Annotated in this window: 21 protein-coding genes and 1 tRNA gene; 6 read left to right on the top strand and 16 right to left on the bottom strand. The window is 67.5% G+C overall.

Going from position 1 to position 26,481, the window contains the following annotated elements; translation table 11 throughout:
* Positions 1-98: 98 nt before the first annotated feature.
* From BST28156_RS01365 to BST28156_RS01400, 8 genes are all read right to left on the bottom strand, one after another.
* On the bottom strand, positions 99-1,256 hold the full coding sequence (locus BST28156_RS01365) for an iron-containing alcohol dehydrogenase (RefSeq protein ID WP_174901258.1): 1,158 nt from the start codon (positions 1,254-1,256) through the stop codon (positions 99-101).
* Entirely contained in the window at positions 1,253-1,588 is a 336-nt protein-coding gene (locus tag BST28156_RS01370) for a putative quinol monooxygenase (protein ID WP_174901259.1), read from the bottom strand. The genes BST28156_RS01365 and BST28156_RS01370 overlap by 4 nt, the downstream gene beginning before the upstream one ends.
* A 34-nt stretch (positions 1,589-1,622) precedes the next feature.
* On the bottom strand, positions 1,623-2,195 hold the full coding sequence (locus BST28156_RS01375; protein ID WP_060253108.1) for a glycerol-3-phosphate responsive antiterminator: 573 nt from the start codon (positions 2,193-2,195) through the stop codon (positions 1,623-1,625).
* 5 nt (positions 2,196-2,200) lie between these two features.
* Positions 2,201-3,763 (bottom strand): FAD-binding oxidoreductase, encoded by a 1,563-nt coding sequence (locus BST28156_RS01380; protein WP_174901260.1) that lies wholly within the window; start codon positions 3,761-3,763, stop codon positions 2,201-2,203.
* Positions 3,760-5,439, bottom strand: coding sequence for a glycerol-3-phosphate dehydrogenase/oxidase (locus BST28156_RS01385; RefSeq protein ID WP_059515037.1), 1,680 nt, complete (start codon positions 5,437-5,439; stop codon positions 3,760-3,762). The genes BST28156_RS01380 and BST28156_RS01385 overlap by 4 nt, the downstream gene beginning before the upstream one ends.
* A gap of 18 nt (positions 5,440-5,457) precedes the next feature.
* Complete coding sequence (locus BST28156_RS01390) at positions 5,458-6,999, bottom strand: FGGY family carbohydrate kinase (protein WP_174901261.1); 1,542 nt, start codon at positions 6,997-6,999, stop codon at positions 5,458-5,460.
* Complete coding sequence (locus tag BST28156_RS01395; RefSeq protein WP_174901262.1) at positions 6,996-8,459, bottom strand: MFS transporter; 1,464 nt, start codon at positions 8,457-8,459, stop codon at positions 6,996-6,998. Before BST28156_RS01395 ends, BST28156_RS01390 begins: the two co-directional genes overlap by 4 nt.
* Before the next feature lie 233 nt (positions 8,460-8,692).
* Positions 8,693-9,415 carry an SDR family oxidoreductase gene (locus tag BST28156_RS01400; protein ID WP_174901263.1) on the bottom strand — a complete coding sequence of 241 codons (723 nt, stop codon included), beginning with the start codon at positions 9,413-9,415 and terminating at the stop codon, positions 8,693-8,695.
* Between the two features lie 133 nt (positions 9,416-9,548).
* Between BST28156_RS01400 and BST28156_RS01405 the strand changes: the two genes are divergently transcribed.
* The 3 genes from BST28156_RS01405 to BST28156_RS01415 all read left to right on the top strand — a co-directional run bounded on the left by BST28156_RS01405 (position 9,549) and on the right by BST28156_RS01415 (position 13,118).
* Complete coding sequence (locus BST28156_RS01405; RefSeq protein ID WP_174901264.1) at positions 9,549-10,496, top strand: LysR substrate-binding domain-containing protein; 948 nt, start codon at positions 9,549-9,551, stop codon at positions 10,494-10,496.
* A gap of 137 nt (positions 10,497-10,633) precedes the next feature.
* Positions 10,634-12,022, top strand: coding sequence for a uracil-xanthine permease family protein (locus tag BST28156_RS01410; protein WP_009690835.1), 1,389 nt, complete (start codon positions 10,634-10,636; stop codon positions 12,020-12,022).
* 469 nt (positions 12,023-12,491) lie between these two features.
* Positions 12,492-13,118, top strand: coding sequence for a hypothetical protein (locus BST28156_RS01415; protein WP_174901265.1), 627 nt, complete (start codon positions 12,492-12,494; stop codon positions 13,116-13,118).
* 177 nt (positions 13,119-13,295) lie between these two features.
* Here BST28156_RS01415 and BST28156_RS01420 read toward each other — a convergent pair.
* The 7 genes from BST28156_RS01420 to fdnG form a co-directional block, all read right to left on the bottom strand.
* Positions 13,296-13,391: transfer RNA gene (locus BST28156_RS01420), tRNA-Sec, on the bottom strand.
* 30 nt (positions 13,392-13,421) lie between these two features.
* Positions 13,422-15,350, bottom strand: coding sequence for a selenocysteine-specific translation elongation factor (gene selB, locus BST28156_RS01425; protein WP_174901266.1), 1,929 nt, complete (start codon positions 15,348-15,350; stop codon positions 13,422-13,424).
* Complete coding sequence (gene selA / locus BST28156_RS01430; RefSeq protein ID WP_174901267.1) at positions 15,347-16,786, bottom strand: L-seryl-tRNA(Sec) selenium transferase; 1,440 nt, start codon at positions 16,784-16,786, stop codon at positions 15,347-15,349. The genes selB and selA overlap by 4 nt, the downstream gene beginning before the upstream one ends.
* 135 nt (positions 16,787-16,921) lie before the next feature.
* The gene (fdhE, locus tag BST28156_RS01435; protein WP_174901268.1) at positions 16,922-17,857 is read right to left on the bottom strand and encodes a formate dehydrogenase accessory protein FdhE; all 936 of its coding nucleotides are present in this window, start codon (positions 17,855-17,857) and stop codon (positions 16,922-16,924) included.
* A gap of 110 nt (positions 17,858-17,967) precedes the next feature.
* Positions 17,968-18,594 carry a formate dehydrogenase subunit gamma gene (locus BST28156_RS01440; protein WP_060243067.1) on the bottom strand — a complete coding sequence of 209 codons (627 nt, stop codon included), beginning with the start codon at positions 18,592-18,594 and terminating at the stop codon, positions 17,968-17,970.
* On the bottom strand, positions 18,591-19,505 hold the full coding sequence (fdxH, locus tag BST28156_RS01445) for a formate dehydrogenase subunit beta (protein WP_060243064.1): 915 nt from the start codon (positions 19,503-19,505) through the stop codon (positions 18,591-18,593). Before fdxH ends, BST28156_RS01440 begins: the two co-directional genes overlap by 4 nt.
* A 10-nt stretch (positions 19,506-19,515) precedes the next feature.
* A complete protein-coding gene (fdnG, locus tag BST28156_RS01450) occupies positions 19,516-22,587 on the bottom strand; it encodes a formate dehydrogenase-N subunit alpha (protein ID WP_174901269.1) in 3,072 nt (1,023 codons plus the stop codon).
* 143 nt (positions 22,588-22,730) lie between these two features.
* Here fdnG and BST28156_RS01455 point away from each other — a divergent pair, with 143 nt between their 5' ends.
* From BST28156_RS01455 to BST28156_RS01465, 3 genes are all read left to right on the top strand, one after another.
* Positions 22,731-23,654, top strand: coding sequence for a YihY/virulence factor BrkB family protein (locus tag BST28156_RS01455; RefSeq protein WP_060243056.1), 924 nt, complete (start codon positions 22,731-22,733; stop codon positions 23,652-23,654).
* A 408-nt stretch (positions 23,655-24,062) separates the two neighbouring features.
* Positions 24,063-25,223, top strand: a complete 1,161-nt coding sequence (locus BST28156_RS01460) for a porin (RefSeq protein WP_060243054.1) — start codon at positions 24,063-24,065, stop codon at positions 25,221-25,223.
* Between the two features lie 474 nt (positions 25,224-25,697).
* Positions 25,698-26,171 carry a VOC family protein gene (locus tag BST28156_RS01465; protein ID WP_060243052.1) on the top strand — a complete coding sequence of 158 codons (474 nt, stop codon included), beginning with the start codon at positions 25,698-25,700 and terminating at the stop codon, positions 26,169-26,171.
* Positions 26,172-26,195: 24 nt separating this feature from the next.
* Here BST28156_RS01465 and BST28156_RS01470 read toward each other — a convergent pair whose 3' ends face one another.
* Positions 26,196-26,360 carry a hypothetical protein gene (locus BST28156_RS01470; RefSeq protein WP_155640678.1) on the bottom strand — a complete coding sequence of 55 codons (165 nt, stop codon included), beginning with the start codon at positions 26,358-26,360 and terminating at the stop codon, positions 26,196-26,198.
* Between the last annotated feature and the right edge of the window lie 121 nt (positions 26,361-26,481).

A 26,481-nucleotide genomic window follows, 5' to 3' on the forward strand; every position in this document is an offset into this window, starting at 1 on the left:
ACGCTGTGCGTTGCTCGCCGGGCGCGGCCATCATGCCGATCCGATCGCTCGGTCCGCTGCGAACCGCCTTCGTCCTCGCCCGCGCCGTCTCCGCCGCGTCACCACGCCTGCCGATAGATCGCCAGTGCGTCGGCCTCCGTCACCTCGCGCGGATTGTTCACGAGCAGCCGCGTCTGCAGCATCGCATCCGACGCCATCCTCGGCAGGTCGCCTTCGCCGATCCCGACCTCGCGCAGCGTCCGCGGTATGCCGGTCGCGACGATCAGCCGGTCGATCTCGTCGATCAGCGCCTGCGTCCTCGCTTCGTCGCTGCCCGTCGCCGCCGGCGCGACGATCGCCGCGAGTTCCGCATACAGCGGCGCGGCGGCCGGCGCGTTGAAGCGCAGCACGTGCGGCAGCACGAGCGCATTCGACAGCCCGTGCGGCACATGGAAGATGCCGCCGACCGGATACGCGAGCGCATGCACGGCCGCGACCGGCGCGTTCGCGAACGCCTGCCCCGCGAACATCGCGCCGACCAGCATCGCCTCGCGCGCGTGCCGGTCGCGGCCGTCGTCGCAGGCCGCGAGCAGGTTGCGCGACAGCAGCGTCAGCGCCTGAACGGCCAGCATGTCGGAGACCGGGTTCTTCAGCCGCGACGACGTATAGGCCTCGATCGCATGCACCATCGCGTCGATGCCGGTGGCGGCCGTCGCCGCGCGCGGCAGCCCGAGCGTCAGCTCGGCGTCGAGAATCGCGACGTCCGCGAACAGCTGCGGCGACACGACGCCCATCTTGCGCGCCTCGCCGACCGTGACGATCGACACGGCCGTCACCTCCGAACCGGTGCCGGCCGTGGTCGGCATCTGCACGAGCGGCAGCCGCGCGCTCGCGACCTTGTCGACGCCGTACATGTCGGCGAGCGGCTGCTGCCCCGGCGCGAGCACCGCGATCAACTTCGCGACGTCCATCGACGAACCGCCGCCAAGGCCGAGCACGATTTCCGCGTCGGCCGCGACGGCGCGCGCGGTCGCGTCGAGCACCACCTGTTCGGGCGGATCGGCGATCACGTCGTCGATCACCGTGACCTGCCAGCCGTGCGCGGCCAGGCTCTCGAGCGCGGGCGCGAGCACGCCGCTGCGATGCAGGAACGCATCGGTGACGACGCACAGCCGCGCGAGCGCCGGAAAGCGCTCGCGCAGCAGCGCGCCAAGCCGGCGCGCCGCGCCGAATTCGACGATCTGCGTCGGGACGGTACGGAATTGAAACGGGTTCATCGGACCTCTCCGGGTGGCGTCGCCGTGCCGATGTCGGGCTGCACCATGAAGCGCGTCACGTCGCGGCGATCGAGCAACGGAATGATCGCCCCGACGCCGATCCGCTGGAAATGCGGCGTTTCCCGATGCACGTCCAGCCCGTCCGCGTCGCGGTATCGCTCGAGGATCAGGATATGGTCGGGATCGTCCGGCGCGCGGAAATACGCGTAGTCGAGATTCTTCGGTTCCGCGCGCGTCGCCGGCGCGAGTTCGGCGAGCAGTTCGATCACGCGGTCGCCCTGGCCCGGTTTCGCGTAGTAATGCACGATGACCTGCAGATAAGGTTCGTTCATGCTGCCCTCCCAGGAGGTGGATGAGATGCGCCCGTCACGACGGGTCGAGATTCCACAACGCGCTGTCGCTCGTCGACACCGCGACCGCGCCGTGCCGGCGCGCGCTGCGCACGTCGTCCGCATTGCAGACGAAGCCCGACGCGACGATCGGCGGCAGCGCCTGTCGGTCGGCGTCGCCCAGGTGCGCGAGCATCGGCGCCGGCATCAGCTGCACGAGGTTCGGATCGCTCTGCTCGATCGCCTTCACGCTGCGCGGCCAGGTCGAGCGGTCGGTCACGAAAACTTTCTGCATCGTCATCAGCCCGGCGCGGTTCGCGCGCTGGATCGTCGCGACGCGCGTCGACACGACGCTCGCGACGCCGATATCGGCCAGATACTCGACGCCGCCTTTGTCCTGCGAGAGCCCGTCGCAGCTGTCGATGTTGACGATCACGAACTTGCCGGCCCGCGCGAGCGCCGTGACGACCGCCTGCAGCCGGCGCAGGTCGACGTTCGCGACGATGCCGACCTCGGCCGCGCTGTCGACGAAGCGGTCGGCCTGCTCGGCGCCGTACAGCGTGGCGATGACGGGATGACGGGCGAGACGCGCGCCCAGCGACTTGTCCATGACGTTCAGCGGTCGACGTGCGGGCCGGTCTCGTCGCCGAGACCGAGCTTGCCGGGGTTGAGGATATGCGTCGGATCGAGCGCGCGCTTCACCGCCTGCAATACCGGAAACGCAGTGCCCAGCGAATCGCGCATGTACGGCGAACGCAGCAGCCCGACGCCGTGGTGATGACTCAACGCCGCATTGTATTGGATCAGCACCGCGTTCGCTGCGTCCCACGCGGCGCGATACCAGGCGGCCCGCTGCTCGACCGCGACGTCGCCGCGCAGCGAAAAATACAGGCACGCGCCGTCCGCATAGGCATGCGACTGGTGCGCGGAACCGGCCAGCGTGCCGGGCACCGCTTGCAGCGCGGCCACAACGTCGTGATAGATCGCCGCGAGATCGCGCCAGCGGCCGCACATCTCCAGCGTGTCGGCGACGAAGCCCGGGCTGCGCTTGAAGCCTTCCGCGCTCTTGCCGGTCAGGTAGCGCGTGTCGAGCCAGCGCTCGAAGATCGCGTCGCCGTCGAGCCGGCGCCCGCCCGCTTCGCACACCTGCGCGCTGATTGCCAGTACCGCGTCGACGATCTCGCGCGCGCCTTCGTCGGCGATCAGCAGCACGTTCGTATCGGGCAGCCCGAACTGCACGCCGCTTTCGAGCGCATCGTAGAGCCGCAGCGCCGCCGGGTTCGCGCCGCGCTGCAGGATTTCGCGGCACGCATCGAGGCCGGCCGCGAAGGTGTCGAAGCCGTATGCGATCGCGCGTCCGTAATCGGGCAGCCGATGCAGCTTCAGGCGCGCGCGCACGATGATGCCGAGCGTGCCCTCGCTGCCGATGAACAGCTGCTGCAGGTCGGGGCCGACCGCCGCGCGCGAATAGCCGCCGACGGTGATCAGGCTGCCGTCCGCGAGCACGACGTCCATCCCGAACACCATGTCCTCGATCTTGCCGTAGCGCGTCGACAACTGCCCCGCGCCGCGGCACGCGATCCAGCCGCCGATCGTGCTGATCCCGAACGACGACGGCCAGTGCCCCATCGTCAGCGCGTGCTCGCGCTGGATCGTTTCCTCGAACACGTCGCCGAACATGCCGGCCTCGACCTCGACGATCTGGCTTTGCGCATCGACGCCGATCAGCCGGTTCAGCGCGCACACGTCGAGCACGATGCCGCCGCGCACCGGCAGCGCCGCGCCCGTCACGTTGCTGCGGCCGGCCGACGCCGTCACCGGAATCGACGCCGCGTGCGCGATGCGCATCACGGCCTGCACCTGCGCGACCGTCGACACGCGCACGATCGCCGCATGCGGCGTCGCAGGACGGCCGGCCGTCTCCGTCACCATCGACGCGGCCCACCAGTCGCGCGTCCACGCGACGACGTCGGCGGGCTGCGTGAGCACTTCGTCGGCCACCGCGCGCAGCGCGTCGACCTGCTGTGCCGACAGCGCGACCGGCGCGCGCTGCATGCCGGCCTCGACGGCCGCGCCGCCTGCCGCCGGCAGGTTCAGCGAATAAGGCGGCGGCGTATGCGCGCCGACGACGTAGTTGCCGCGGTTGTAGCCGCGCTTGATGGCTTCCTTGCTGATCATCCGTTTTCTCCCATGAGGATGGCTTTTTCGAGTGCGACGGCGGCGACGTAGTCGCGCACCTGACTGGCGACGGCTGCATCGGACAGGCCGAGCTCCGCCTTGAGGATGGCGCCGACGCGCGGCGCCGCGCGCGCCGAAGCGTCGCGCGCCATCAGACGCGCACGCGTGCGGCGCGACAGCACGTCGTCGACGCTGCGCGCGAACTCGTGGCGCACCGCGTAGACCACTTCCGCTTCGCTGTACGGCAGCCCGTCGACGATCGGCGCGAGCAGCGACGGCGTCGCGTCGGCGATGTCGCTGACGAAGCGCGCCTCGGTGCCGTAGCGCTCGCCGAGATGCGCGGCAAGCCCGCCCGACGCGACGATCGCCTGCGCGTCGTAGCCGGCCGCGCCGAGCAGGTAGGCCGATTTCGTGCGGCAGCGCGTGGCGCGGCCGAGCAGCCTGCCGACCGTATCGATGGTCTGCTCGGCCATGTGCCGCGACGTCGTCAGCTTGCCGCCGACGATCGTCACGAGCCCGTCCGGCGCGACGCGGATCTCGTGATTGCGCTTCATCTCGATCGTCTTGCCGCCCGGCGGCCCGACCAGCGGCCGGCATCCGGCGATGCTGCCGACCACGTCGTCCGCGCACAGGTCGGTCTTCAGCGCGGAGCGCGCGCCTTCGAGCAGGAAATCGAGCTCGCGCCGCGTGCAGTGCACGTCGTCGAGATCGCCGTCGTAGTCTTCGTCGGTCGTGCCGAGATACGACACGTTGCCCCAGCGCGTGATCGTCGCGCGCCGGTTGCGGCCCGGTACCGGGATCGTCACCGTGCAGTCGTTGCGGATCTTCAGCCACGGAATCGCGACATGCACGCCCTTGGCGGGGCGCACCTGCAACGCCGACGCATCGCCGTTGCGCGCGCCGGTCCAGTCGCGCAGCCAGACGCCGGTCGCCATCACGACGACGCGCGCGCGCACGCGCCGCTCGCGTCCGTCCGCATGCACGATCGCGCCGTCGACCTTGCCGTGGCCGTCGCGCGTCAGCGCGACGACGCGCGCATGGTTCGCGACCGCCGCACCATGAAACGCGGCCGTGCGCACGAGGTTCAGCGTGAGCCGCGCATCGTCGACGCGCGCGTCGAAATACATGAAGCCGCCGGTCAGCCAGGTTTCGTCGAAGGTCGGGCAATGCGACAGCACTTCCGCCTTGGTCAGCTTCTGGTGCAGGATGCCCTCGCGCCAGCCGCCGGCGATGTCGTAGGTCCACAGCAGGCTTTCGAAGGCCTTCGCGAGGCGCGGGTCGAACACGCCTTCGCGCTCCATCACCGGAAACAGGAACGGCAGCCGCTGCACCAGATGGCGCGCGTTGCGCCGCAGACGCTGCCGTTCGAGCAGCGAATGGCGCACGAGCCCGAGATTGCCCTGCTCGATGTAGCGCAGCCCGCCGTGCACCATCTTCGACGACTTCGACGACGTGCCGGACGCGAAGTCGCTCTTCTCGACGAGCGCGACGCGCAGCCCGCGCAGGCTCGCGTCGAGCGCCGCGTAGGCGCCCGTCACGCCGCCGCCGACGATCAGCACGTCGAACGCGTCGGTCTCGAGGCGCGCCAGATGGTCGTCGCGGTTCGCCCGCAGCGGCTCGGTGCCCGTCATGTCGGCCCGGTCCGCCCGGGGCTTTCTGGATGGCAGGAACATCATGCTGGTTGTTCTCCGTGCTTACGCATGAGCAAAATCGGCTGCGTGCGCCAGCTCGGACGCGATCCGCGCATGCCATGCCGCGCGCCGCCGCTGCCGACTGTCCGCATCGATCGACGGCTCGAACACGGCATCGGTGACGAGCGTCGCGCAGGCCGCGTCGAGCGAATCCCACAGCAGCCCGGACGCACCCGCGAGAAACGCCGCGCCGCGCAGGCTCGCGCGATCGCCTGCGCGGATCCGCCGCACCGGCACGCCGCTCACGTCGGCCTGGATCTGCAGCAGCGTATCGCTGCCTGCGAGGCCGCCGCCGACGATCAGCTCGGACACGTCGGCCCGCGCGACCGCGCGGTTGGCCTCCATGCACGACGCGACCGAATGCGCGATGCCCTCCAGCACCGCATACGCGACTTCGGCCTGCGTCGTCGCAATCGAGATGCCCGACAGCAGCGCGCGCGCATTCGGCTCCATCCGCGGCACGCGCAGGCCCGTCAATGCCGGCACGAAGGTCACGCCGCGCGACGAATTCACGGTGCCCGCGAGCGTGCTGATCTGCGCCGGATCGTCGAACCAGCGCAGCTTCTCGCAGATCCAGCGCAACGCGGAGCCGGTCGTCGCGACGAAGGTCTCGAGCGAGTAATGCGACACGCCGCCGTGCCGGCGCGCGGTCATCGCGAGCGTGCCGTCGTGCGCGTCGCCGGGTTCCGCCCGGCCACCGACCTCGGGCCGCGTCGTGCCCGTCAGCAGATCGACGAAACTGCCCGTGCCATGCACGCACATCGCGTGGCCGCGCTCGACGCAGCCGAGGCCGATCGCGCCCGCGAACTGGTCGCCCGCGCATGCGAGGATCGGCACGTCGATGCCGAGTACGTCGGCGCGCGTGCGGCCGAACGCGTCGGCGTCCTCGCGCAGCGCCGGCAGCAGCTCGCGCGGAAAGCCCAGCGCATCGATCCAGCGGTCGAAATAGCGATGCTCGCCGAGCAGGTAAGCGCTCGCGGACGTCGCGTTCGTCGGCGTCGTCACGCATGCGCGCGCATCGGACAGATGCCACAGCAGCCAGGTATCGATCGTGCCGAACGCGAGCCGGCCCGCGCGATGCGCGTCGGCCACCGGTTGCGACGTGCGCAGCTGATGCACGGCCCACAGATACGGCGAGCGCACGCCGGCCGGCCGTCCGACGCGCGGCAGCAGCTCGCGGTCCCAGTCGGCCGCGAGCCGGTCGAGCTCGTCGGCATGGCGCGTGTCCTGCCAGACCATCGCCGGCACCAGCGCGCGTCCGGTGTGCGCGTCCCACAGCACGGCGGTCGCGCGCTGCGTCGCCAGCGCGAGCGCGACGACGTGCACGTGCTGTTCGCGCGCTTGCGCGAGCGTCGCGCGGCAGACCTCGAGCGTCTTGTCGAGGATCGCGTTCGCGTCCTGCTCGACGACGCCGGGCCGCGGGCTGTCGACCGACAGCGGCAGATAGGCGAGGCACGACACGTGTCCGCTCGCGTCGACGAGCGCGGCGCGCGTGCCGGACGTGCCTTCGTCGATCGCGAGAATGGCGTTTCGGGATTCGGTCATCGCTGGGTTTTCTCGATGGCGGGTTTGAGGAGGGTCGACGTCGCGCGCGCATCGTCGTCGAAGTGCGGCGCGTCGGGTTCGTTGTCGGGATTGATCGTCGTGCGTGTCGGATCCCAGCGGATCGCGAAGCAGATCGCGCTCGCGACGCACGGCACGATCGCGAGGATCAGGAACGTGTGCTCGAGGCCGTAGCGCGCGCGAAACAGCGGAAACACCAGCAGCCCGAGCGCCGCGCCGATCGAGCCGAGCGCGCCGACGATGCCGTTCGCGCCCGCGCGCAGCTCGCCGCGATACGACAGCGACGACAGGCTCTTGCCGTTCGCGCCGGGGCCGGCCGAGTGGAACAGGATGAACAGCGACGGCACGACGACCGACAGCCACAGCGGCATGCGCGCATGGAACAGCCCGAGCACGACCAGCATCGCGCAGACCGCCGCGAAGCCGAATGCCGATGCGCGCCGCAGCCCGACACGGCGACCGACCGTCGACGACGAGAACCCGCCGACGATCCCGAACAGGTTGAACACGAGCGCGCCGAGCGTCGCATAGACGAAGTCGGTGCCGAACAGGGCCGCGCTGATCAGCGGCAGATACCAGCCGATCGCGAAGTATTCGATCGACTGGCCGATCTGCACGGTCGCGGCGAGGATCGTGCGCGGCAGGTAGACGCCGCGAAAAATCAGCAGCAGGTTCGCGAGGCCGCGCGTGGCCGGATTGACGATCGGCGTGCGTTGATGCGCGGGTGCGGCGGCAAACGCATGGCCGTAGATGCGCGTCATCGCGCGCGCCGCGTCGTCGAGCCGTTCCTTGCGCGCGAGCCAGATCGGGCTTTCGACGAGGAACGCGCATTGCAGCGCGAGAATCGCGATGCCGAACACGGCGGTGGCGGCGACCGAGTAGCGCCAGATCGAATCGCCGACCTGCCACGAATGAAACAGCAGCGCGAGCAGCAGGTTCGAGCAGACGGCCGTATACCACATGCCCTGCCACGTATTGAGCCGGCTCTTCAGGCGGGCCGGCGTGAATTCCGCGAGCATCGCCATCGCGATCGCGAAGTCGATTCCGTAAGCCATCCCGACGAAGAAGCGGCCGGCGAGGATCGTGTCGAAGTCCGGCGCGAACACCACCAGCAGCGCGCCGATCACCGACAGCACCTTCGCGGCGATCAGCGGCCGCACGCGCCCCCACCGGTCGGCCATCCAGCCGCCGATCGGGTTGAACGCGATCGCGACCCACGACGCGAACGACGTCATCCACGCGACCTGCGCGGCCGACAGATGCAGTTCGCGCGTCATCGGCCCGAGGCCAGCGCTCAATGCCGAATTGGAAAATGCGTCGAGAAACAGCCCGCCGAGCGCCAGCCACCAGATGAGGCCCGCTCTGCCCGCGATACCGGGGCGTGCGTCGAGGAACGAGATGACGTCTTCAATGCCATGAAGCTTGATCGCGATCGTTTGCACAATCGGCCTCCGTATATTTGTTCTGTAAGAGGCTCGACATTGCAGATGCGATCGACGCAAGAAGAGACCATCCTACAGATAGTCTCTTATCTAGATCTGCCCGCGCAATTTACGGCGGAGATCGCGGGCGTGTCAAGCGCGATGGGTTGTGCGATGCAGCGAGCGGCGTGCGGTCGGGTTGCACAATCGTTGCGCGCACAACTTCACGGGCAGGCGATCGCATCGGTGCGCACTCACCACGGAACCGTCCGTCCCAGATAGTCGAGATACGCGAGCCCGGGAATACCCTGCCTGCCGATCAGCACGTTCACGAGGTTCGGCACGCTTTCGTCGATGCTCAGCCGCGCGTCGGGGCCGCCCAGATCGGTACGGACCCAGCCGGGCGCCATCAGCACCATCGCGCGGCCGGTGTCCGCATGACGGGCCGCGAAGCTGCGCATGAACTGGTTCAGCGCAGCCTTGCTGCCGCGATAGACCTCGCGCATCCCGGTGACATTGTTCGTCACGCTGCCCTGCCCCGACGACATCACGCCGATCAGGCCGTCCGCGGCGAGGAGGTCCTGCAGCGTCTCGACCGTGCGCATCGGCGCCAGCGCGTTGGTGATCATCACGCGCACGAACTCGTCGGTCGTTACTTCGCCGATCGTCTCGCGCGGGTCGTTGGTGGTGCCGGCGTTCACGAACAGCATGTCGAAGCGCCGCCCCGCCAGACGCGCATGCAGCGCGGCCAGTTGCGCCGGCTCGCAGATGTCGAGCGTCTCGATCTCGAGCCGACCGTCGAAGCGGGCCGCCAGATCGTGCAGTGGAGTACGCGTCGAACCGCCGCGCACGGTGCCCACGACGTTCCAGCCTTTTTCCAGGAATGCCTGCGCCATCGCAAGGCCCAGGCCGCGCGAAGCCGCGACGAGCAGGATCGACGGGGCGTTCCGGCTCGAATTCGAGGGGGTCGATTGCATGGGTTCTGCCTTTGCCGATTGCTGTGATTCGCCCACTATAGTCAGGCGGCAGCCCAGGCGCCAGACGCATGTGACGCAAACAATAGTTGCGTCTGACGCGCTGTGTTCATGCTCGATGACGTATGCTGCCCACATGGAAGACATCGACCTGAACCTCGTCACCGCGCTCGACGTGCTGCTGACCGAAGCCAGCGTCACCAGTGCCGCGCGCCGGCTGGGCCTGAGCACGTCCGCGATGAGCCGCACGCTCGCGCGGCTGCGGATCGCGACCGGCGATCAACTGCTGGTGCGCGCCGGCCGCACGCTCGTGCCGACGCCGCATGCGGCCGCGTTGCGCGACCGCGTGCATGCGATCGCGCGCGACGCGCATGCCGTGCTGCGGCCCGCCTCCGCCGACGTGGATCTCGCGTCGCTCGCGTCCACCTTCACGATCCGCGCGGCTGCGTCGTTCATGGACATGCTGGCCGGCCCGGTGGTCGCCGCGATCGGCGAACTCGCGCCGCGCGTGCGCCTGCGCTTCGTAGCGAAGCTCGACCGCGATCCGGGGCCGCTGCGCGACGGCACGGTCGACCTGGAAATCGGCAAGCGCGGCGACGATGCGCCCGAACTGCACACGCGCCTGCTCTTTCACGACCGGCACGTCGGCGTCGCGCGCGCCGGGCATCCGCTGTTTGCATCGGCCAGGATCACGGCTTCGCGCTACGCGGGCTGCGGTCAGGTGATCGCGTCGCAGCTCGGGGATTTCGGTGGACCGGCCGATGACTCGCAGACCGCCCGAAATTTCGGCCAAGCCACCGTGCGTGTCGTCGTGCCGGGCTATCCCGATGCGATGCGGGTAGCGGCCAGCACCGACCTGATCGCGCTCGTCCCGCGCTCGAGCCTCGGCAATGCGCTGTCGCCGGGGCGGGTCGAGACGCTCGGATTGCGCAGCTTCGAGATCCCGGCGCGGCTGCCGGACATCGAGATCTCGGCGCTGTGGCATCCGCGCATGCACGGCGATCCGGTGCATCGCCGCTTGCGCGGCGCCGTCATCGATGTGTGCCGGCGTGCTTATCCGGAGGCGGTCGCGGCGCGCGCCTGATCCGGTGCGCACGCCGGACCGCTCTCACGCATCGCGTCCCGGCCCCGCCGAATCCCGACTATTCGCATCGCGCCGGGAGCGCCAACGGACCCTTCGGCTAAAATGCCGCACTTTCCACCTTGTCCGGCCCGCTCGCCATGCAACCCGCCTCCTCCGCCCAATCCGCCTCCCACGGCGCCGACGACGCAGAATCGTCCCGCGACCTCGTCTACGGCCCGAACGACCGGCCCGCGCCGATGGTCGCCTTCGTCGCCGCGGTCCAGCATCTGCTGGCGATCATCGTGCCGATCGTCACGCCCGGCCTGCTGATCTGCCAGGCGCTCGGCGTCTCCAGCCGCGATACGACCCTTATCGTGTCGATGTCGCTGGTGATTTCCGGCATCGCCACCTTCGTCCAGTGCAAGCGCTTCGGGCCGCTCGGCGCGGGGCTGCTGATCGTCCAGGGCACGAGCTTCAACTTCGTCGGCCCGCTGATCGCCGGCGGCAGCGTGATGGTCAAGCAGGGCACGCCGGTCGAGACCGTGATGGCCGCGATCTTCGGCGTCGTGATCGCGGGCTCGTTCGTCGAGATGGGCGTGTCGCGCATCCTGCCGTTCGTGAAGCGGCTGATCACGCCGCTCGTCACCGGCATCGTCGTGCTGCTGATCGGCCTGACGCTGATCAAGGTCGGCCTGATCAGCATGGGCGGCGGCTACGGCGCGATGGCCAACGGCACGTTCGCGAGCGCGCAGAACCTGACGCTGTCGTGCCTCGTGCTCGGCACGATCATCCTGTTGAACCGCGTGCCGATCGTCTGGGTGCGCAGCACTGCGCTCGTGATCGCGCTCGTGATCGGCTATCTCGCGGCCGCATTCCTCGGCCGCCTCGACTTCACCGGCATGCACCAGGCCGCGCTGTTCCAGATCCCGACGCCGCTGCACTTCGGCATCGGCTTCTCGTGGTCGCTGTTCATTCCGATGCTGATCATCTATCTCGTCACGTCGCTCGAAGCGATCGGCGACGTCACGGCCACCAGCAAGATTTCGAAGGAGCCGGTCGAAGGGCCGGTGTGGATGCAGCGGATCAAGGGCGGCGTGCTCGTCAACGGCGCGAACTCGCTGCTGGCTGGCGTGTTCAATACGTTCCCGAGCTCGGTGTTCGCGCAGAACAACGGCGTGATCCAGATTACCGGCGTCGCGAGCCGCTACGTCGGCATCTGGATCGCCGGGATGCTGGTGGTGCTCGGGCTGTTCCCGGTTGTCGCCGGCGCGCTGCAGGCCGTGCCGGAGCCGGTGCTGGGCGGCGCGGCGATGGTGATGTTCGGCGCGGTGGCCGCGTCGGGCATCAACATCCTCGCGGGCATCCATCTCGACCGCCGCGCGCTGCTGATCATCGCGGTGTCGCTGGCGCTCGGCCTCGGCGTGTCGCAGGTGCCGGACATCCTGAACAGCCTGCCGCATGCGCTGAAGAACGTGCTGGAATCGGGCGTCGCGACGGGCGGGATCTGTGCGCTCGTGATGAACTGGTTCTTGCCGGAGAAGAAGTAAGCGACCGGGACGGGGCGAGCGGTTGGCCGTCGATCGGCCCGCGACGTCGGGCAATCGATGGATTCGGCGTGCAGGCCGTCGCCGGTCTGCACGCGTTGCGGTACGGGTTGAACGTGCATCGAGGATGGTCAACGTGAAGTCGATCACACCGAGAAGCCGCAATCCCGGCGCGTTGCCGATGCTGCACCACCGGTCGGATACCGATCGCTGGCTGCTCTGTTCCGAAGTCCGAGCGCATGAAAACTACTGTAGCCGGCGACGATCATGAATCTGTACTCGCGCCGGACAGTCGGCCGTGCAACGGGCGAAACGCCTCGCTCGCTCGGCCGAGCCCAATGAGCAAGCAAGTGATACGGCCAAGGCGATGCTGCGCATCAAATGAATGCGGTCGCTTCGCGTTCGAGCTTTGAGACCCGCGATCCCGACGGGCACCGCGGCCCGCCCTCTTAGGAAGCTAGCCGTCCTCGGCATGATCGATTTGTATGCTGTCCACGAAGAAAAGGCACTGGATGGTCTTCTGACGATTCACCCTTCTCGTTGGTTATATGCCGGCCGGCATTTGGGCCATAGCGCCGTCTTTGACCTCCTCTCTAGAGAGGACCAGGCAGTACGCGTCGGAAATCAAGTCATCCGACACTTCCGGCAGCTTCGTGACGCAGGTCTGGATAGCAAGACGCGGCACAAGCGCGGCTATTATTACGCAACGCCGGCAGTTGCTAAACGCTACTTCGAGTACGTTCCGCAAGGGCGCATGCTCGAATGCGCGGTTCGAGACATGCTGTCCTTGTCCAACCCGGACGGATATGCCGAAGTTCATACTCCGGCTGGATTTGTGGATCTGCTACTTCCGTCTGCCGTCGTCGAGGTCAAGAGCTTCATCAGATGGAAGCATGCCCTTGGTCAGGTACTGGCGTACTCCACCTACTATCCTCACCACGCTAGAGTCATCCATCTCTATGTGCACGGTGATCGGAAACCGAGACTCGACCCGCAGCTGCGCGTTTGTTCGCAGTTCGACGTCCAGATCAAGTATCAAAATCTGTTACCCGGCGATCTTGGCCCCATGTCTCGACTTGGCAAGATAGTAGCCGCGTGACCTATCATGGGCGCTATTAACGGCGATCGCGACACGGCTCTCAAATGTGATTCGGATTGTCGTTCCTGAGAGTGAGCCGGGATCCTCGGGCCGTACTGCTCCCGGTATACAGCATTGGCTGCCGACTATCGCCACCATCCGACGTTCTTCCGACAGATGGGCCCCTGAACGCCCTGATGGCGGAAGGCAGCCGGAGTCGAACCGACCCGGGAGTGTCTGACACCCCCAACCGAGTTTGAAGCCCGGCCGTACCACCGGATACGAATGCCTTCCTCGAGGAAACCAACAAAGAACAACAAGCGCCTACGCCCGACTACCACCGATCCAACCGCTGTCAGGCCGCAGGAAGTGAAGATCGCGGTGGAAGCGAGTATACCCAACCCGGTCGAAGAACTCGAGAATCTGGATCGCGCGCTTGCGCCCGAGTCCCGTCGCATCGCGAAACGTCGCGGCATCCAGCGCGCTGCCGCGCGACTGCACGAGATGCGCAACCAGTTCGGCCAGCTCGCGCACCACGTCGGCGTGATAGAACAGGTCGCGCACGACCTGATGCACATCGCCGCGCCGCGCGAGCTTGCGCAGCAGCGCACGCACCGTCTCCTCCGCCACGCCCGTGTCGCGCGCCAGATCGCGCACCCACGGCGGATCGAAGCGCCCGGCCTGCAGCAGCGGCAGCAGTTGCTGCGCCACGGCCTCCTCGCGCGCATCGAGATTCACCGCATGCGACGGCAGATGCAGCCACGGCCCGCTGCGCGCAACTTGTCCGCCATCGACCAGCGCATCGACGAGCGCGCGCCACAGCGCATCGCCGATGAGCGGCGCGGCCATCCGCCGCAGCCGCGCAGCGTCGAGCCCCTGCTCGTCCGGCATCCGCTCGTGATACGTGCGCAGCACCTCGATCGCGCGCGCCTGCAATGCAAGCCAATGCGCACGCGAAAACACCGCGCCGTCGTTCGACGCGGCATCGCGCTGGCCGATCGCCAGCGCATCGTCGGGTAACGTCAACGCATCGGGCGCGAAGCCGGTCAGGTGCGTCAGCGTCGCCCGCGAGATACCGAGCGGCGCCTGCGCGAGCAGCGCATCGAGCCGCCCTTCGTCGAGCCATTCGGCCAGCGCATCGAGCCATGCGCGGCGCGCAGGCGTGCGGCGCTTGCGTGCGGGCCCGAACGGATCGAGCACGCGCCCGCCGCCGACCGTGCGGGTCGCCTGCGGGTTGCGGACGATGAAGCGATCGCCCGGCAACGCGAACACGGGCTCGTCGAACACCAGTTGCACGCGCATCCGCTGGCCGGCCGCAAGCGTATCGCCGTCGAGCAGCGCGACGTGCGCGACACGATGCAGCGTGCCGAGATGCACGTGCAGCGGTGCCCAGTGCGTGAGCGTCAGGCCCGCATCGTCGAGCAGCGTCAGCTCGACGTCGAGGCGCGGCGAGGTCGCGGCCAGACGCGCATCCGCGAGGGTATCGCCGCGCTCGACGTCGGCCTTGTCGACGCCCGCCAGATTCAGCGCGCAGCGTTCGCCTGCGCGCCCCGTCTCGACCGCCCGGTTCTGCGCATGGATGCTGCGCACGCGCGCCGCGCCGCCGGTGCGCACGACGGCCAGCGTGTCGCCGGTCGTCACGCGGCCCGCGAACGCGGTGCCCGTCACGACGGTTCCCTGCCCCGCGAGCGTGAAGACGCGATCGACCGCGAGCCGGAACAGGCCGTCGTCGCGCCGCGCGCGCCACGCGATCGCCGCATCGGTCAGGCAGCGCTTCAGCGCGGCGACGCCCGCATCGCCGGCAAGCGTCGCGCAGGTTTCGAAAATCGGTGCATCCGCCAGCGAAGAATCGTGCAGCCACGCAGCGATCTCGTCGCGCACCTGCGCGATGCGCGCGGCATCGACGCGATCGCACTTCGTCAGCGCAACCGCGCCGTGCGTCACGCCGAGCAGTTGCAGGATCGCGAGATGCTCGCGCGTCTGCGGCATCACGCCGTCGTCGGCGGCGATCACGAGCAGCGCGAAATCGATCCCGCACGCGCCGGCCGCCATCGTATGAATCAGCTTCTCGTGGCCCGGCACGTCGATCAGGCCCAGCACGTCGCCGTTGTCGAGCGGCGTATACGCATAGCCAAGTTCGATCGAAATGCCGCGCGCCTTCTCCTCTTTCAACCGGTCGGTGTCGACGCCGGTGAGCGCGCGCACGAGCGTCGTCTTGCCGTGGTCGATGTGTCCTGCAGTGCCGACGATCATGCAGCCGGCCCCGCAGCCTGCGCGCATTGCGCGACGAAAGCCGCCTCGTCGGCGGCCTCCAGGCAGCGCAGATCGAGCCGCAGCGCGTTGTCGGCCACGCGCCCGATCACGGGGCGCGGCCAGTCGCGCAGCCGTTTCTCGAGCTGCCCGAGCGCACGCCCGCCGCGCTTGCCGTCCGGCGTGCGCACGACGAGCCCGGCGCTCGGCAACTGGTCGACCGGCAGCGCACCGCTGCCGATCTGGCTGAACATCGGCTCGACGCTCACCGCATAGCCGCTGCCGAGCGCAGCCTGCAATGCCGGGCGCACGCGTTCGGCCGCGTCGGCGATCTCGCGTTGCGGGCGCGTCAGCAGGCGCAGCGTCGTGAGCCGCTCGCGCAGGAATTCGGGTGCCTGGTACAGGCGCAGCACGGGTTCGAGCGCGGCGAGCGTCAGCTTGCCGACGCGCAGTGCGCGCTTGAGCGGATGCTTCTTGATCTTCGCGATCAGCGCGCGGTCGCCGACGATCAGGCCGGCCTGCGGGCCGCCGAGCAGCTTGTCGCCGCTGAACGTGACGAGGTTCGCGCCGCCCGCGACGGTTTCCTGCACGGTCGTTTCGTGCGGCAGCCCCCATTGCGCGAGATCGGCGAGCATGCCGCTGCCGAGATCGACCGCCACCGGCAAGCCGTGCTCGCGCGCCAGCGGCGCGAGTTCGGCCAGCGTGGTTTCCTTCGTGAATCCGCTGATCGCGTAGTTGCTGCAATGCACCTTCATCAGCAGCGCGGTGCGCGGGCCGATCGCATCCGCGTAATCGCGCAGATGGGTGCGGTTGGTCGTGCCGACTTCGCGCAGCTTCGCGCCCGCGCGACTCATGATGTCGGGAATCCGAAATGCGCCGCCGATCTCGACGAGTTCGCCGCGCGACACGACAACCTCCCGCTTCGTCGCGAGCGCCGACAGCGTCAGCAGCACGGCCGCCGCATTGTTGTTGACGACGGTCGCCGCCTCGGCGCCCGTCAGTTCGCGCAGCAGATCGTCGATCAGGTCGTCGCGGTCGCCGCGGCGGCCCGTCGCGAGATCGAACTCGAGGTTCACGGGCTGCGTCAGCGCGTCGACCACCGCGCGCACCGCGTCGTCGGGCAGCAGCGCGCGCCCGAGATTCGTATGCAGCACCGTGCCCGTCAGGTTGAACACCGCGCGCAGCGCGCCCGCATTCTGCGCGGCGAGCGTGCGCGCGACCGCCGCCGCGATGCGCGGCTCGTCGAGCGGTTCGGCGCCGACCCGATCCTGCTGTGCGGCGCAGCGCCAGCGGTCGAGCTCGGCGCGCACCGCGTTCAGCACGCGCGTGCGCCCGTACTCCGCCAGCAGCGGCTGCAGCGGCCCGGACGACAGCACGCGCTCCACGGACGGCACGCGCGCGAGGACGGCATTCAGTTCGTTCAAACCCGGTTCGGACACGTGTGTCTGGTTCCTTGTCGGCAGAAGTTGGCACGCCGTGGATCCGCGCCGGGCGCTCGAGCGCCCGTGCGGATCCGCTGCGTCAGGATCGAATCGGCCGAAGCCGTCGCTGCTTCGGCGTCTGCTGCGCGCCGCTTACCCGGCATCCTTCGACAGGTCCGGCCACAGCAGCGGATTCGGCGAGCTGCGCTGGTAGCCGGCCTCGTTCATCAGCAGATCGAGCGTCAGGCTCGCGAGATCGTCCGCCAGCGGCTCGAACTCGTAGTCCTTTTCCTGATAGCCGATCTTGCGATAGGTCTTGCATTCGTCGCACGATTCGGCCTTCACGGCTTCGCTGCCGCCCTCGATCCCGTGATACGCGATGCCCTTCGTCGAGTCGCAGTGGGAACACTTCGTGCGCACCATGTGCCACTCGGTCGTACACAGTCCGCACTGCAGGAAGCGGTAGCCCTGGAACTGGCCGCCGACGCGGATCACGCTCGCGACCGGATGCGTGCCGCACACCGGACACAGCCCCGGCTGGTCGAGATACGGGACGTCGGCCGGCGCGACGCGGCTCGCGAGATCGGTCCACACGACCTGCAGCGCGGCCATCAGGAACGGCGCGGTGGCCGGATCGACTTCGGCGAAGCGCAGCGCGAGGACCGCGTCCGCCTGCGCGTCGAGCTCGGCGGGCGTCATCAGGCGCAGGCGGTCGAGCAGCTTCGCGAGCGACGGGTTTACGAGCCCCGCGCTCTCGACGCGGTCGAGCAGTTCGTACAGCACCGCGCGCCATTGCGGGTCGCGTTCGCCGCCGAGCGCCGGCACGAGCGGCATCGAATGCTGCTGCGCCCGCGCGATCGCGTCCTTCGACGGCATCGGCAGGTTCAGCGACTGCAGCACCGCATGCTGCGCATCGGCGACGGTCGCCATCAGCCGCAGATAGCCGGCGATCGGATTCAGGTCGGCGAGCTTGCGCAGCCGCGTGGCGCGCGCGGAGAACACGGTGCCGCGCTCCGGCAGGCGAAAGCGCGGAATGGCGGAATGATCGAGCGCCGAAATCTCGGTCGGTTCGAGAATACGTTGTGTCACGAAAGTGTCTTCCAAAAAAACAAGCGCCGACAAATCGGCGCTTTCGGGCGATTCCGGCCGCTGGCGGAGCGGCGCGACCGAAACCCGGCGCACCGCCCCGTTCCGCCGCGTTACTTCACGCTTTCACGGAACCACTTCGGGTGGTGCTTGCGCGCCCAGCCGAGCGTGACGGTGCCGCGCACCATCGCGCCGATCGAGCCCTTCACCCACAGTGCCGCATAAATGTGCACGATGATGCTCGCGATCAGCACGAACGCCGCCACCGCATGCACGACGGCCGCCGCGCGGATCACCCCGATCGGGAAGTAGAACGAGAAGTAGCGCCGCCAGATCACGATCCCGGACAGCAGGAGCAGCAGCAGGCACGCCACCAGCGTGAAGAATAGCAGCTTCTGGCCGGCGTTATAGCGACCGACGGGCGGCAGCTTGTCTTCCCGGTTGTTCACCACGTCGTCGATCTGCTTCAGCCACTGGCGATCGTCCGCGTCGAGCGTGTTGTGATGCCAGAAACGCACCACCAGGATCGCGAACGACACGAACATCACGAGGCCGACGAACGGATGCAGGATCCGCGTCCACTGGCCGCCGCCGAACAGCGCGGTCAGCCAGAACATCGACGGATGAAACAGCGCGAGCCCGGACAGCGCGAGCAGCACGAACGTGATCGCGGTGATCCAGTGGTTCGTGCGCTCGTTCGCCGTGTAGCGGACGATCAGGTTGGGGTCGTCGTGCTTCATTTCGCGTCCTCCTTGATGCGTCGCGCCTCGTCGCGGGCGGCGGCTTCCTCTTCGTCGCTCACCTCGTTCGGACCGACCCGCACATAGTGGAAGAACCCGGCGAGCGCGGTCAGTGCGAGGCCGGCAACCGCGAGCGGCTTCGCGATGCCCTTCCACAGCTTCACCATCGGGCTGATCGACGGATTGTCGGGCAGCCCGTGGTACAGCGACGGCTGGTCCGCATGGTGCAGCACGTACATCACGTGCGTGCCGCCGACGCCCTGCGGGTCGTACAGCCCCGCATGCTCGAAGCCGCGCTCCTTCAGGTCCTCGATCCGCTCGGCCGCGTGCTGCTTCATGTCCTCCTTGGTGCCGAACACGATCGCGCCGGTCGGGCAGGTCTTCACGCAGGCCGGTTCCTGGCCGACCGCGACGCGGTCGGAACAGAGCGTGCACTTGTAGGCGCGATGATCCTTCTTCGAGATCCGCGGCACGTTGAACGGGCAGCCGGTCACGCAATAGCCGCAACCGATGCAGTTCTCCTCGTGGAAATCGACGATCCCGTTGTTGTACTGCACGATCGCGCCCGGCGACGGGCAGGCCTTCAGGCAGCCCGGATCCTCGCAGTGCATGCAGCCGTCCTTGCGGATCAGCCATTCGAGGTCGCCTTGCGGATTCTCGTATTCGGAGAATCGCATCACCGTCCACGAATGCTCGGTGAGGTCGGCCGGGTTGTCGTACACGCCGACGTTGGTGCCGATCTCGTCGCGCAAGTCGTTCCATTCCATGCATGCCGTCTGGCATGCCTTGCAGCCGATGCACTTCGATACGTCGATCAGCTTCGCGACGCTGCCGGTCACCGGTTCGCGCGCCGTGGGCGGCGGCGTCGTGGTGGCCGACACGCGCTTGATATCCAGCGATTGCAATGCCATCTGTTCCCCCTTACGCCTTTTCGACCTTCACCAGGAACGACTTGAATTCCGGTGTGTACGAGTTGCCGTCGCCCACGGACGGAGTCAGCGTATTGGCGAGATAGCCGGGCTTCGCCAGACCCTTGAAGCCCCAGTGCAGCGGCACGCCGACCGTCTGGACCTTCTTGCCGTCGACCGTCAGCGGCTTGATCCGCTTCGTGACGAGCGCGACCGCGACGATGTAGCCGCGCTTGGACGACACCTTCACGCGCTCGCCGTGCGCGACGCCGACCTCCTTCGCGAGCTCCTCGCCGATCTCGACGAACTGCTCGGGCTGGATGATCGAGTTCAGCCGCGCATGCTTGGTCCAGTAGTGGAAATGCTCGGTCAGCCGGTAGGTCGTCGCGACGTACGGGAACTCCGACACCTTGCCGAACGACGCGCGGTCGTCCGGGAACACGCGCGCGGCCGGGTTGTTCAGCGCCTGCGGGTTGTTCGGGTGCAGCGGGTTCGCGGCGAGCGGCGTCTCGAACGGCTCGTAGTGCTCGGGGAACGGACCTTCGTTCATCCCTGCGCGCGCGAAGAAGCGCGCGACGCCTTCCGGGTTCATGATGAACGGGCCCATCCCGTTCTCGGGCGGCTCATCCGCCTTGAAGTCGGGAATGTCGGCGCCCGTCCACGCCTTGCCGTTCCAGCCGATCAGCTTGCGGGTCGGATCGAACGGCTTGCCGCTCACGTCGCACGATGCGCGGTTGTACAGGATCCGCCGGTTCGCCGGCCATGCCCACGCCCAGTTCAGCGTCTGGCCGATGCCGGTCGGATCCGAGTTGTCGCGCCGCCCCATCTGGTTGCCGGCCTGCGTCCACGCACCGCAGAAGATCCAGCAGCCGCTCGCGGTCGTGCCGTCGTCCTTCAGCTGCGCGAACGCGGCGAGCTGCTCGCCCTTCTTCACGAGCACCTTCGACGGGTCCTTCGGGTCGGGCAGATCGGCGAGCGCCTTGCCGTTGAACTCCATCGCGAGTTCCGCAGGCGTCGGGCTTTCCGGGTTCGCGTACGGCCAGGTCAGGTTCACGATCGGGTCCGGATACTTGCCGCCATCCGCCTGATACATCTTGCGGATGCGCAGGAACAGCCCCGACATGATCTCGAGATCGCTCTTCGCTTCGCCGGGCGGCTCCGCCCCCTTCCAGTGCCATTGCAGCACGCGGCTCGAACTCACGAGCGAGCCGTCTTCCTCCGCGAAGCACGTGGTGGGCAGACGGAACACCTCGGTCTGGATCTTCGACGCATCGACGTCGTTGTAGTCGCCGTGATGCTTCCAGAACTCGGACGTCTCGGTCGCGAGCGGATCCATGATCACGAGCCACTTCAGCTTCGCGAGCGCCGCAGCCGTCTTCACCTTCGACGGCGCCGCCGCGAGCGGGTTGAAGCCCTGGCAGATATAGCCGTTCATCTTGCCGGCCGCCATCAGCTCGATCGCCTGCAGCAGGTCGTACTGCTTGTCCAGCTTCGGCAGGTAGTCGTAGCCCCAGTTGTTCTCGGCGGTGGCCGCGTCGCCCCACCACGACTTCATGAAGCTGACGTGGAACGCCTTGTAATTCTTCCAGTAGCTGAGCTGGTTCGGCCGCAGCGGCTGCTGCGCGCGCTTCTTGATGTAGCCGTCGAAGTCCTGCTCGGCCTGCATCGGCAGCGTCATGTAGCCCGGCAGCAGGTTCGACATCAGCCCGAGGTCGGTCAGCCCCTGGATGTTCGAATGGCCGCGCAGCGCATTCATCCCGCCGCCGGCGATGCCGATGTTGCCGAGCAGCAGCTGCACCATCGCGCCGGTGCGGATCATCTGCGCGCCGATCGAGTGGTGGGTCCAGCCGAGCGCGTACAGCACCGTGCCGGCGCGGCCGGGCACCGCGGTGGACGCGAGCATCTCGCACACCTTCAGGAACTTCTCTTTCGGCGTGCCGCAGGTCTGCTGAACCATGTCCGGCGTATAGCGCGCGTAGTGCTGCTTCAGCAGGTTGTACACGCAGCGCGGATGCTGCAGCGTCGGGTCGACCTTCGCGTAACCGTCGTCGCCGCGCTCGTAGTCCCAGCTCGATTTGTCCGGGTACGCGTGCTGCTCCGCGTCGTAGCCGGAATAGATGCCGTCGTTGAACGCGAAATCCTCGCGCACGATGAACGTGAAGTCCGTGTAGTTCTTCACATACTCATGCTGGATCTTGTCATTCGTCAGCAGATAGTTGATGACGCCGCCCAGGAACACGATGTCGGTGCCGGTGCGGATCGGCGCGTAATAGTCGGCCACCGAGGCCGTACGCGTAAAGCGCGGGTCGACGACGATCAGCCGCGCCTTGCGGTGCGCTTTCGCCTCCGTTACCCACTTGAAGCCGCATGGATGGGCCTCGGCTGCATTGCCGCCCATCACGAGAATCACGTCCGCGTTCTTGATGTCGACCCAATGGTTCGTCATCGCTCCACGGCCAAACGTCGGGGCAAGACCTGCCACCGTCGGGCCATGTCAGACACGCGCCTGATTGTCGAATGCGAGCATCCCCAGACTGCGGACAGTCTTGTGGGTCAGGTAGCCGACTTCGTTGCTGCCGGCCGACGCGGCCAGCATGCCGGTCGTGAGCCAGCGGTTGACCTTCGCGCCGTCTTCCGCCGTCTCGACGAAGTTCGCGTCGCGGTCGGCCTTCATCAGCTTCGCGATCCGGTCGAGCGCGTCGCTCCACGAGATCGGTTCCCACTTGTCCGAGCCGGGCGCCCGATACTCGGGGTGCGTCAGGCGGTTCGGGCTGTGGATGAAGTCGATCAGGCTCGCACCCTTCGGGCACAGCGTGCCGCGATTGACCGGGTGGTCGGGGTCGCCCTCGATGTGGATGATGCTCGGCTGCGCGTTCTTCGCGCCGTCGCCGAGGCCGTACATCAGGATGCCGCAACCCACCGAGCAGTAAGGGCAGGTATTGCGCGTTTCGACTGTGCGCGCCAGCTTGTACTGTCGGACTTCGGCGAGCGCTTCGGACGGAGAGAAGCCCATCAGGGCTAGACTCGATCCGGCAAGCGACGTGGCCGTCACCTTCAGGAACTGGCGCCGGGACATTTGTAGCATGGCGGTCTCGGCGTTATTGTGGGGTGGGAACTGAAAGGAATTATAGACAGTTCGCGCAACCATGACCGAATCTTCGGATCAATACTGAATTGTCCGTTTATCGACGAGTCCGATTATCGGCAACGACCCGCCATCGACAGACCATGAAACGACAGATCACCACCGAAGCGACGCGCCTCGCGCAACAGCAGGCCAACTGGGCACTCACCGCCTTCAAGCGCTTCTCGTCCGACCGCTGCTCGGCGATGGCCGCGGGCATCGCGTTCTTCTCCGCGTTCTCGCTCGCGCCGACGCTCGTGATGGTGATCGCGGTGGCCGGCTGGTTCTATGGCGACGACGCCGCGCGCGGACAGGTGTTCGAGCAGGCGCATCAACTGATCGGCGACGATGCGGCGGCCAGCATCCAGACCATCGTGCAGAACGCGCATCGCGCGGGCGAGCGCGGCGGCCTCGCGACGCTGATCTCGTTCGCCGCGCTCGCGGTCGGCGCATCGGCGACCTTCGCGTCGCTCAGCGCCGCGCTGAGCGTGATCTGGCCGGCCACCGAAAACCGCTGGTCGAGCATGCTCGGGCTCGTGCGGGTGCGCCTGATCTCGTTCGGGCTCGTGCTCGGCGTCGCGTTCCTGCTGATCGTGTCGCTCGTGCTCGACACCGCGATCACGTTCGTCGGCACCTGGCTGCTCGGCAATTCGCCGTATGTCGTCGTCACCAACCTCGTCCAGTTCTTCGTCGGCATCGCGGTGCTCGCGGGCGCGTTCGCCGCGCTGATGAAGTTCCTGCCCGATGCGCGCGTCGCGTGGCGCGACGCGGCGGTCGGCGGCATCGTGTCCGCGATCCTGTTCTCCGGCGGCAAGAAGCTGTTCGCGCTGTACCTCGCGCACGCGGGCACCGCCAGCGCGTTCGGCGCGGCCGGATCGTTCGCGGTGCTACTGATGTGGCTGTACTTCTCGGCGCTGGTGCTGCTGCTCGGCGCGGAATTCGCGGCGGCGCGCGGCGTCGCCCATCGGCGCACCGGCGACGCGCCGGCCGCGACCGGCACCGCCGCCGAACGCTCGCACGACGGCTGATTCGTTCCGGTATTCGTCGGACGTTGCGCGCGACGCGCTCTACGCAACCTCGTCCCTTTTTGCAACCACGCACGCGACAGGCATGTCGCGTCGGCTCGATACGCCATTTGCACCTGCGCGCATTTGCTTTGCAAAGGCAAACGTTTGCGCTCGCCGATTTTTGTGCGGCAACCCGTCGAATCAGCCCGTCCGTCATCTTGCATGCAAAACATCGCAACAATCGCAGCGCAGCAATTGTCAACTATTTCAAAAACAGGAACAGTTGTTGATGTGCTTGATATATATGGCTTTTTCTTTGTTGTTACCTTTTCGAGACACTTTATTTTTTAAGCTTTCTTGCGTGTATGGCACTGAGCTATTCTCCAATCCGCAACAAATAACGAATCACTTGCGTGGAGAAACTCAACGATGAAGAAACTCGCTCTGTCGACCCTCTCGCTCGCCCTGCTGGGCGCCGCCGGCGCAGCCCAGGCTCAGTCGAGCGTGACGCTGTACGGCGTGATCGATACGTCGATTGCCTATGTTCACGGCAATGACGGCCAAGCCAACAACATGTGGCAAATGCTGTCGGGCAACCTGCAAGGCAGCCGCTGGGGCCTGAAGGGTGCAGAAGACCTGGGCGGCGGCCTGAAGGCGATCTTCCAGATCGAAAACGGCTTCAACCCGGGCACGGGCAAGCTGAGCGCATCGAACACGATCTTCAACCGCCAGGCATTCGTCGGCCTGCAAAGCAACCAGTACGGTACGCTGACGCTCGGCCGCCAGTACGACCCGGTCGTCGACCTGGTCCAGGCAGTCACGGCTGACAACTACTTCGGCAGCTTCTTCGCGACCCCGGGCGACGTCGACAACAACGACAACAGCCTGCGCGTCAGCAACGCGATCAAGTACACGTCGCCCGTCTACGCCGGCTTCCAGTTCGAAGGCATGTACGGCCTGAGCGGCATCGCAGGCAAGCCGGGCCAGGGTCAGACGTGGTCGGCTGCCGCCGCCTACAACAACGGCCCGATCGGCATCGCCGCCGGCTACTTCTACGCGAACAACCCGTCGCCGACGACCACCGCGATCCGTAGCGGCTGGGGCTCGACGACGTCGGACAACATCGTCGACGGCCCGATCAACGCAGGCTACGTGACGGCGAAGTCGATCGGCATCGCGCAAGTCGCAGGCCAGTACTCGATCGGCCCGGTGACGTTCGGCCTCGGCTACAGCAACGCGCAATACAAGCCGGACGCCTACTCGGCGTTCTCGTCGACCGAGAAGTACAACACGGGCCGCGGCTTCGTGACGTACCAGGTCACGCCGCCGCTGCTGCTGGGCCTCGGCTACTCGTACACGAAGGCGAGCGGCAACACGGACGCGAAGTACCATCAGGTTTCGCTGGGCGCGGACTACTCGCTGTCGAAGCGCACGGACGTCTACCTGGTCGGCGCGTACCAGCACGCCAGCGGCACGCAGCTCAACGACGACGGCACGACGTCGGCCGCACAGGCATCGATCGGCTCGTACGGCTATGCCGGCACGAAGTCGCAGGAAATGGTTGCACTCGGCCTGCGCCACAAGTTCTAAGAAGTACGTTTCCGGCGTGCAAGGCGTCTTCGACGCCCTGCCGCCGAACTGGAAAGCCAGTCATCGGTTTCGGCCGTGGCTGGCTTTTTTTCGCCTGTCGCGGGCGCCCGCCGCGCGCTCGCGGTCGCGATGCAGCCCTGCGGCCAGGCCGGGCCGACAGCAGCCCGCACGACGCGCCGGAACGCCGTTGCCGGGATCCGGGAAGGCCGACAGCCGCTGCCGGCTGGACGGCCTCTATCGCAGCCGAAGCCGCGGCGCCGACTGCAACCGGCGATCGTGCCACCGCGGTTTCCACACGGAAGAAACCGGCCCAGAATGGCGTGGACGTCGCCGCGCGCATCCCGTTCGCCACGTCGCAGCCGATCCTGCGCACGATGCGTGTCGCAGGCCGGCGTGTCGATTCCGGCAAGCGTCGTTCGTCGTGTCGATGGCGGCACGCGACTTGCCCCGCCCATACCCCACAGGAGATTCGTCATGCCGATTCAGAAGATCACGCCTTTCCTCTGGTACTCGACGGCAGCCGAAGAAGCGGCGACGTTCTATGCAGGCATCTTTCCGGACTCGCGCGTCGTTCGCGTCACGTCGGTGCAGGGCACCGGCGGCACGAAGGTCGTCGAGTTCGAGTTGTTCGGCCAACCGTTCTTCGCGATGAGCCACGAACAGGCCGAATCGTTCAATCATGCGATTTCGCTGCTGGTCAACTGCGCCGACCAGGCGGAACTCGACCGCTACTGGAGCGCGCTGCTCGACAACGGCGGCACGGCCGACGGCTGCGGCTGGCTCAGGGACCGCTTCGGCGTCTCGTGGCAGATCGTCCCCGACGACCTGATCCCGATGATGGCCGACCGCGATCCGGTCAAGGCCGGGCGCGTGGCCGCCGCGATGATGCAGATGACGAAGTTCGATGTCGCCGCGCTGAGGGCGGCCTATGCGGGAACGGCCGGTTGACGAAGCGCATCGCGGCATCCGCCGCTACGCCGGCAGCATCGAGACGGTTCGCGTCGCATCGACGATGAACGCGGCGAGCGGTTCGCCGGACAGGATCGCGAGATTGCGATCGACAAGCGCCGGATGACGCCACGGCAGCACGTCGTCGTGCGCGACGAACCGCGCGAATGAAGACGCGCAGCGCGGCACGCAACGCGCCGCGCATCGTTTCTTCGCGGCCCTATGACATGCGCGGGTTTGCGCAGTCCGCGCGGCGCAATAAAAATCCCCGCACGCTTTCGCGTACGGGGATCGCGGGACATCGCAACGG

This window comes from Burkholderia pseudomultivorans (assembly GCF_902499075.1).
Taxonomy (GTDB): domain Bacteria; phylum Pseudomonadota; class Gammaproteobacteria; order Burkholderiales; family Burkholderiaceae; genus Burkholderia; species Burkholderia pseudomultivorans.

Excerpts from the sequence above, each read along its gene's own strand:
- BST28156_RS01400 (WP_174901263.1), bottom strand. The coding sequence starts at position 9,415 with ATGCAATCGACCCCCTCGAATTCGAGCCGGAACGCCCCGTCGATCCTG.
- BST28156_RS01385 (WP_059515037.1), bottom strand. The coding sequence starts at position 5,439 with ATGATGTTCCTGCCATCCAGAAAGCCCCGGGCGGACCGGGCCGACATG.
- fdxH (WP_060243064.1), bottom strand. The coding sequence starts at position 19,505 with ATGGCATTGCAATCGCTGGATATCAAGCGCGTGTCGGCCACCACGACG.
- BST28156_RS01365 (WP_174901258.1), bottom strand. The coding sequence starts at position 1,256 with ATGAACCCGTTTCAATTCCGTACCGTCCCGACGCAGATCGTCGAATTC.
- BST28156_RS01375 (WP_060253108.1), bottom strand. The coding sequence starts at position 2,195 with ATGGACAAGTCGCTGGGCGCGCGTCTCGCCCGTCATCCCGTCATCGCC.
- BST28156_RS01415 (WP_174901265.1), top strand. The coding sequence starts at position 12,492 with ATGATCGATTTGTATGCTGTCCACGAAGAAAAGGCACTGGATGGTCTT.
- BST28156_RS01390 (WP_174901261.1), bottom strand. The coding sequence starts at position 6,999 with ATGACCGAATCCCGAAACGCCATTCTCGCGATCGACGAAGGCACGTCC.
- BST28156_RS01460 (WP_060243054.1), top strand. The coding sequence starts at position 24,063 with ATGAAGAAACTCGCTCTGTCGACCCTCTCGCTCGCCCTGCTGGGCGCC.
- BST28156_RS01405 (WP_174901264.1), top strand. The coding sequence starts at position 9,549 with ATGGAAGACATCGACCTGAACCTCGTCACCGCGCTCGACGTGCTGCTG.
- selB (WP_174901266.1), bottom strand. The coding sequence starts at position 15,350 with ATGATCGTCGGCACTGCAGGACACATCGACCACGGCAAGACGACGCTC.
- BST28156_RS01370 (WP_174901259.1), bottom strand. The coding sequence starts at position 1,588 with ATGAACGAACCTTATCTGCAGGTCATCGTGCATTACTACGCGAAACCG.
- BST28156_RS01440 (WP_060243067.1), bottom strand. The coding sequence starts at position 18,594 with ATGAAGCACGACGACCCCAACCTGATCGTCCGCTACACGGCGAACGAG.
- BST28156_RS01465 (WP_060243052.1), top strand. The coding sequence starts at position 25,698 with ATGCCGATTCAGAAGATCACGCCTTTCCTCTGGTACTCGACGGCAGCC.
- BST28156_RS01455 (WP_060243056.1), top strand. The coding sequence starts at position 22,731 with ATGAAACGACAGATCACCACCGAAGCGACGCGCCTCGCGCAACAGCAG.
- BST28156_RS01410 (WP_009690835.1), top strand. The coding sequence starts at position 10,634 with ATGCAACCCGCCTCCTCCGCCCAATCCGCCTCCCACGGCGCCGACGAC.
- BST28156_RS01380 (WP_174901260.1), bottom strand. The coding sequence starts at position 3,763 with ATGATCAGCAAGGAAGCCATCAAGCGCGGCTACAACCGCGGCAACTAC.